Raw genomic sequence first — 6,763 nt, forward strand, 5'->3', positions numbered from 1 at the left:
GCAGCCGGCGCCGGCCCAGGCGCAACCGCAGCCGCAGCCGCAGACGGAAGTCTCGGCCGGCGAATCGAACCGCACGCGCGACCTGCGCAGCCGCGACACCGGCCGCGAACGGGAGAGCCGCTGATGAGCCGCCTGTTAGCCAGCCTGATCGGCGCCGCCATCGCGGTGGCGCTCGTGTCGTCGTCCGTGTTCGTCGTCGACCAGCACCGTTACGCCGTCGTGTACGCGCTCGGCGAACTGCGCGAGGTCATCCAGGAACCGGGCCTGAACATCAAGGCGCCGCCGCCGTTCCAGAACGTCGTCTTCCTCGATAAACGCCTGCAGACGCTCGACACGCCCGACGGCGAGCGCTTCCTGACGGCGGAAAAGAAGGACCTGCTCGTCGATGCGTTCGTGAAATGGCGCATCGTGAATCCGCGCCAGTACGTGATCGCCATCGGCAGCAACGCCGACCGCGGCGGCGAGCGCCTGAACCAGCTCGTGCGCAATGCGCTCACGGCCGAGATCGGCAAACGCAACCTGGCCGACGTGCTGACGGGCGGCAAGCGCACGGACGTGGCGAATGCCGTGCGCGCCGACCTGGCCCCGGAAGCGAAAGACCTCGGCGTGGAAGTCGTCGACGTGCACCTGAAGCGTATCGACTTCATCGACCAGGTCAACAATGCCGTGTACGAACGCATGAAGGCCGACCGCGTGCGCGTGGCGAACGAACTGCGCGCGACGGGCGTGGCCGAGGCGGAGACGATCCGTGCCGACGCCGAGCGCCAGCGCAGCGTGATCCTCGCCGACGCCCAGCGCGACGCCGAGACGATCAAGGGAGAAGGCGATGCGCAGGCGTCGCAGATCTATGCCCAGTCGTTCGGCAAGAATCCGGAGTTCTACCGGTTCTACCGCTCGATGGAAGCGTACAAGGCCACGTTCAAGGGCCGCAACGACGTGATCGTGATCGACTCGAACTCCGAGTTCTTCAAGTATTTCAAGGGTCCGGGCGCGGGTAAGTGAGCGCGCAACAAGCGCGAACGTGCGGCGTCCATCGTGGAGTATCGGCAACGTTGGCATTCGTTTCATCGCCAACCGCCCCGCGTTTTCGGTTAAAATCGTCGATTCGGCGGAATGAACGCGTGCAAAGCCGCGTTCATGCTGCCCGAATGTTGTCCGACTTTTAATAACCCGACCCGCTTTGCCCATGCCCACCTGGCTCCTGCCCGAGAATATCGCCGACGTCCTGCCGTCCGAAGCGCGCAAGATCGAAGAGCTGCGCCGTCTGATGCTCGACACCTTCCGTACCTACGGCTACGAACTCGTGATGCCGCCGCTGCTAGAATACGTCGATTCGCTGCTGGCCGGCGCCGGACAGGATACCGATCTCCGCACCTTCAAGCTCGTCGATTCGATGAGCGGCCGCCTGCTCGGCCTGCGCGCCGACATGACGACGCAGGTCGCCCGCATCGACGCGCACCTGTTGAACCGCGACACCGTCACCCGCCTGTGCTATGCCGGCAGCGTGCTGCACACGCAGCCGTCCGGCCTGCACGCGACCCGCGAGCCGCTGCAGATCGGCGCGGAGATCTATGGCCACGCCGGCCTCGAAGCGGACGCGGAGATCCAGGAACTGGCGCTGGCGTCGCTCGCGCTGGCCGGCTTCGAACAGCCGCGCCTGGACCTGTCGCACGTCGGCGTGCTGCGCGCGATCCTCGCCGAGGATGCCGCCGCCAAGCGCGACGAGCAGCTGCTGTACTCGCTGCTGCGCTCGAAGGACGTCCCGGGCCTGCAAGAGGCAACGGTAAGCTACAACGAACAAACCCGCGCCGCGCTGCTGGCGCTGCCGAACCTGTACGGCGACATCGACGTGCTGGCGCGCGCAAAAGACGTGCTGCCGGCGCTGCCGGGGATCGCCCGCGCGCTGGCGGAACTCGCCGCGCTGGCCGGTTCCGCGCTGGGCCGCGCCCAGATCGCGATCGACCTCGCCGACCTGCGCGGCTACCAGTACGAAAGCGGCGCCATGTTCGCGCTGTACGTGCCGGGCCTGCCGAACGCGGTGGCCAGGGGCGGACGCTACGACCACGTGGGCGAAGCCTTCGGCCGCGCGCGTCCGGCCACGGGCTTCTCGCTCGACCTGCGCGAACTGGCCCGGCTGCTGCCGACGGCCGAGCGCAAGCACTCCATTCGTGCCCCCTGGGGCAACGCGCCCGAGCTGCGCGAAAAAATCGCTGAACTGCGCAAAGCGGGCGAAGTGGTGATCCAGTCCATGCCGGGTCACGACAATGTACAGGACGAGTTCGAGTGCGACCGTGTGCTCGTCCTCGAACAAGGAAATTGGATTCTCAAAAACTTAGGTTAATGATGTCAAATACTGCTAAGAACGTCGTTGTCATCGGCACCCAGTGGGGCGATGAAGGCAAGGGTAAGATCGTCGACTGGCTGACCGACCATGCCGCCGGCGTGGTGCGTTTCCAGGGCGGCCACAACGCCGGCCACACGCTGGTGATCAAGGGCCAGAAGACCGCGCTGCAACTGATCCCGTCGGGCATCATGCGCGAAGGCGTGGCCTGCTACATCGGCAACGGCGTCGTCGTCTCCGTACCGGACGTGATGCGCGAGATCGACAAGCTGGAAGCGGCCGGCGTGGAAGTCGCGTCGCGCCTGAAGATCTCGGAAGCCTGCCCGGTCATCCTGCCTTACCACGTCGCCATCGACGTCGCCCGCGAAGCGAAGCGCGGCGTCAACAAGATCGGCACGACGGGCAAGGGCATCGGCCCGGCCTACGAAGACAAGGTCGCGCGCCGCGCGATCCGCATCGCCGACCTGCTGAACGAAACCCGTTTTGCCGAGAAGCTGCGCGAGAACCTGGAATACCATAACTTCGTGCTGACCGGCTTCCTGGGCGGCCAGGCGCTGGACTTCCAGAAGGTGTACGACGATGCGATGGCCCTCGTGCCGCGCCTGCGTCCGATGGTCGGCGACGTGTCGTCCGCGCTGTATGCGACGCACAACGCCGGCGGCCACCTGCTGTTCGAAGGCGCGCAAGGCTCGCTGCTGGACGTCGACCACGGCACGTACCCGTTCGTCACCTCGTCGAACTGCGTGGCCGGCAACGCCGCCGCCGGTTCGGGCGTCGGTCCGGGCATGCTGCACTACATCATGGGCATCACCAAGGCCTACACGACCCGCGTGGGTTCGGGCCCGTTCCCGTCGGAACTGCCGACGGACGCCGGCGTGGGCGAACACCTGTCGCGCATCGGCCACGAGTTCGGCACCGTGACGGGCCGCGCCCGCCGCTGCGGCTGGTTCGACGCCGCGCTGCTGCGCCGCTCCGTGCAGATCAACGGCGTGTCGGGCATGTGCCTGACCAAGCTGGACGTGCTGGACGGCCTGGACACGCTGAAGCTGTGCACCGGCTACAAGATCGACGGCCGCGACGTCGACATCTTCCCGGTCGGCGCGGAAGAAGCCGCGGCCTGCGTGCCGGTGTACGAAGAGATGCCGGGCTGGACGGGCACCACCGTCGGCGCCAAGTCGATGGACGAACTGCCGGCCAATGCGCGTGCGTACATCAAGCGCATCGAAGAACTGGTCGGCGTCCCGGTGGACATGGTGTCGACCGGTCCGGATCGCGAAGAAACCATCGTGCTGCGCCACCCGTTCGCAGCCTGATATCGAAACATCGTCCCCGCCGCGCCACCCGTGGGGTGGGGACATCAGTCACAAGCAGAAGTTAGCCATAAGCAAAAACTAGGATAATCCAAATGACGACGCCTTCCTCGACCGACAAGGACCTGTGGGTCTCCTGGGATGAATACAACCGCCTGATCGAGCGCCTGGCGCTCAAGGTGTACGAATCGAACTGGAAGTTCGACATGGTGCTGTGCCTCGCGCGCGGCGGCGTGCGCCCGGGCGACGCGATCTCGCGCATTTTCGACGTGCCGCTGGCGATCCTGTCGACCAGTTCGTACCGCGAAGAAGCGGGCACGAAGCAGGGCGACCTGGACATCGCCAAGTACATGACGATGACCAAGGGCCCGCTGGCCGGCCGCATCCTGCTGGTCGACGACCTGGCCGATTCGGGCGTCACCCTGATGCGCGTGCGCGAGCACCTGCAGGAGAACTACCAGGACGTCACGGAAGTGCGTTCGGCCGTCATCTGGGTCAAGGGCACGTCGTCGATCAAGCCGGATTACCACCTGGTCGACCTGCCGCACAATCCGTGGATCCACCAGCCGTTCGAAGACTACGATGGCCTGCGTCCGCACCAGCTGTCGTCGTGGCTGAAGAAGTTCGAACAGAACTGATTCGGGCAGATGCGAAACGAGAAGGGCGACACCGCGGTGCCGCCCTTTTTCATTTGATCGGTTAAGATCACACCTGCCATAACAATAACAACGTCCCATGACCCAGAGCTTCTTCCAGACCTTCATCCTGCTGCTGCTGGTCACCGACCCCTTCGGCAACGTCCCCCTGTTCGTGACGGCGCTGAAGGACGTGGCCCCGGCCCGCCGCCCGCGCATCGTCGTGCGCGAATGCGCCATCGCCTTTCTCCTGCTGCTGCTGTTCATGTTCTTCGGCCGCCACTTCCTCGCGGCGCTGCAGCTGACCGACATCTCGCTGCGCATCGGCGGCAGCGTCATCCTGCTGATCATCGCGATCCGCATGATCTTCCCGCATCCGGACGGCGTGCTCGGCCGCAGCGAAGGCGGCGAGCCGTTCATCGTGCCGCTCGCGATTCCCGCGCTGGCCGGGCCGTCCGCGCTGGCCACCGTGCTGCTGTTCACGTCGCAGTCGGTGGAGGAGGTGATGGTACACGTGGCCGCGCTGGCGGCCGTCGCCATCATCTGGCTCGCCGTCTTCCTCGGCGCCGAGCGCCTGCAGAAGGTGCTGGGCACCCAGGTCATGACGGCGTTCGAGCGCCTGATGGGCCTGATCCTGACCGCGATGTCGATCGAGATGCTGCTGGGCGGCGTGCGCGCCTTCGTCAAGACTTTATAACCTCAAGGATTCAACATGACCCCGATGATCCGCGCCGGTTTCCTCGGCCTCGCACTCGCGCTGTCCCTCGCCGCCTGCAAGCGCCGGGAAGAGGCGCCGGCCGCCCCGGTGAAGGCCGACACCTCCGCCATCGGCTTCCAGAAGATCGACACGACCGCCGGCACGGGCGCCGAAGCCAGGGCCGGCTCCCACGTCACCGTCAACTACACGGGCTGGCTGTACCTGCCGGACGCGCCCGACCACCACGGCGAGAAATTCGACAGCTCCATCGGCCGCAAGCCGTTCACGTTCCGCCTCGGCAGCGGCATGGTGATCCCGGGCTGGGACCAGGGCGTCGACGGCATGAAGGTGGGCGGCAAGCGCACGCTCGTCATTCCCGCCGCGCTGGGCTATGGCGCGGAAGGCGCGGGCCCGATCCCGCCGAACGCCAACCTGATCTTCGACGTCGAACTGCTCGACGTGCAATAAGCCGCAGCGCATGCACGCCTGGATGCACCACCCGCGGGGCGAGCTGGCCGAGGCCCTGCACGGCATCGGCTTCTATTCGACCGTGGACGAGCCGTGGCCGCCGGCGCGCTCGCTCGCGGACCTGGCCGCGGAACTGGGCTATGCCGACCAGGCCCACATGGCGCGCGAACTGCGCGAGCTGGCCTTCTTGCCGCCGTCGCGGCTGGAAGCGCATATCGAGACCGATCCCGAATACTGGCCCTATCGGCTGTGATGTCGGGTTTATACAAGCCGGGCTGACGTCCGCCGGCGACAATCGTGCCTTTCCGAACGAGGCACGACCATGAAGATCACCTTTCTCACCTACGGCACCGAAGGCGATACCCGGCCGCTGCTGGCGCTGGCGCGCGAAGTCGTCGACCGCGGCCACGCGACGCACCTGCTGGCCGACGTCGCGGGCGCCCCGCGCGCGCAGACCCTCGGCATTCCGTTCACCGCACTGGCCGGCGACATGCGCGGCGCGTTCCAGCCGGGCGGCGCATTCGGCGCGCTGCTGAAGGATGGCGCCAGCATGTCCCGCCTGATGCGCGCCTGCGCGACGCTCGCGCGCGACAACACGCTGCCGTGGATGGAAGCGGCGTGTACGGCCGCGCGCGGCAGCGACCTGATCGTGTATTCGGGACTTGCCGGCTTCGTCGGCCTCGCGGTGGCGGAGGGGCTCGGCATCCCGTGCATCGGCGCCGCGATGTGGCCGATGACGCCCACGGGCGAATTCGCGCCGCCGTTCCTGAACATGCACCGCCTGCCGGGCTGGGCCAATATGCTGGCCCACCGCGCGTTCGAACGGATGGCGTGGTCGATGTTCGGCCCGGAACTGAACCGTGCCCGCGCGCGGGTGTTCGGCGCCCCGCCGCGCCAGCAACCCTGGCGCGACATGCCGCTGCTCGTCGGCTGCTCCCCCACGTTGCTGGCGCGCCCGGCCGACTGGCCGCCGAACGTCGCGGTCACGGGCGTCTGGCAGTTGCCGGCGGGGGAGGGCTTTACACCGCCGCGCGCGTTACTGGACTTCCTGGCGGCCGGGCCTGCGCCCGTCTACATCGGCTTCGGCAGCATGGCGGGCATCGCCCAGGGCACGCTGGTCGATGCGATCGCGGCAGTGGCCAGCGGGCGGCGCGTGCTGTTCCATCCGGGCTGGAGCGGCATCGATTCATCCCGCCTGCCGCCCGACGTGTTCGTGCTGGACGACACGCCGCACGACTGGCTGTTCCCGCGCACGGCGCTCGTCGTGCATCACGGCGGCGCGGGCACGAGCCACGCCGCGGCGCGTGCGGGC

General features: G+C 67.2%; 8 protein-coding genes. All 8 read left to right on the forward strand.

What is annotated here, in order from left to right:
* The first annotated feature begins 123 nt into the window (after positions 1-123).
* A complete protein-coding gene (gene hflC / locus ACEN88_RS21560) occupies positions 124-1,002 on the forward strand; it encodes a protease modulator HflC (protein ID WP_056132272.1) in 879 nt (292 codons plus the stop codon).
* A gap of 184 nt (positions 1,003-1,186) precedes the next feature.
* On the forward strand, positions 1,187-2,341 hold the full coding sequence (locus ACEN88_RS21565) for an ATP phosphoribosyltransferase regulatory subunit (protein WP_413342885.1): 1,155 nt from the start codon (positions 1,187-1,189) through the stop codon (positions 2,339-2,341).
* Positions 2,341-3,654, forward strand: a complete 1,314-nt coding sequence (locus ACEN88_RS21570; protein ID WP_371768021.1) for an adenylosuccinate synthase — start codon at positions 2,341-2,343, stop codon at positions 3,652-3,654. The genes ACEN88_RS21565 and ACEN88_RS21570 overlap by 1 nt, the downstream gene beginning before the upstream one ends.
* A gap of 92 nt (positions 3,655-3,746) precedes the next feature.
* Complete coding sequence (locus ACEN88_RS21575; protein WP_413342888.1) at positions 3,747-4,289, forward strand: phosphoribosyltransferase; 543 nt, start codon at positions 3,747-3,749, stop codon at positions 4,287-4,289.
* Between the two features lie 97 nt (positions 4,290-4,386).
* Positions 4,387-4,983, forward strand: a complete 597-nt coding sequence (locus tag ACEN88_RS21580) for a MarC family protein (RefSeq protein ID WP_371766855.1) — start codon at positions 4,387-4,389, stop codon at positions 4,981-4,983.
* Between the two features lie 15 nt (positions 4,984-4,998).
* Complete coding sequence (locus tag ACEN88_RS21585; RefSeq protein ID WP_413342890.1) at positions 4,999-5,451, forward strand: FKBP-type peptidyl-prolyl cis-trans isomerase; 453 nt, start codon at positions 4,999-5,001, stop codon at positions 5,449-5,451.
* 10 nt (positions 5,452-5,461) lie between these two features.
* Entirely contained in the window at positions 5,462-5,704 is a 243-nt protein-coding gene (locus ACEN88_RS21590; protein WP_413342892.1) for a hypothetical protein, read from the forward strand.
* Between the two features lie 69 nt (positions 5,705-5,773).
* The coding region (locus tag ACEN88_RS21595; protein ID WP_413342894.1) for a glycosyltransferase at positions 5,774-6,763 on the forward strand (990 nt) is incomplete at its 3' end.

The sequence above is a fragment of the Massilia sp. CT11-108 genome (assembly GCF_047302915.1).
In the GTDB taxonomy this organism is placed as follows: domain Bacteria; phylum Pseudomonadota; class Gammaproteobacteria; order Burkholderiales; family Burkholderiaceae_D; genus Telluria; species Telluria orientalis.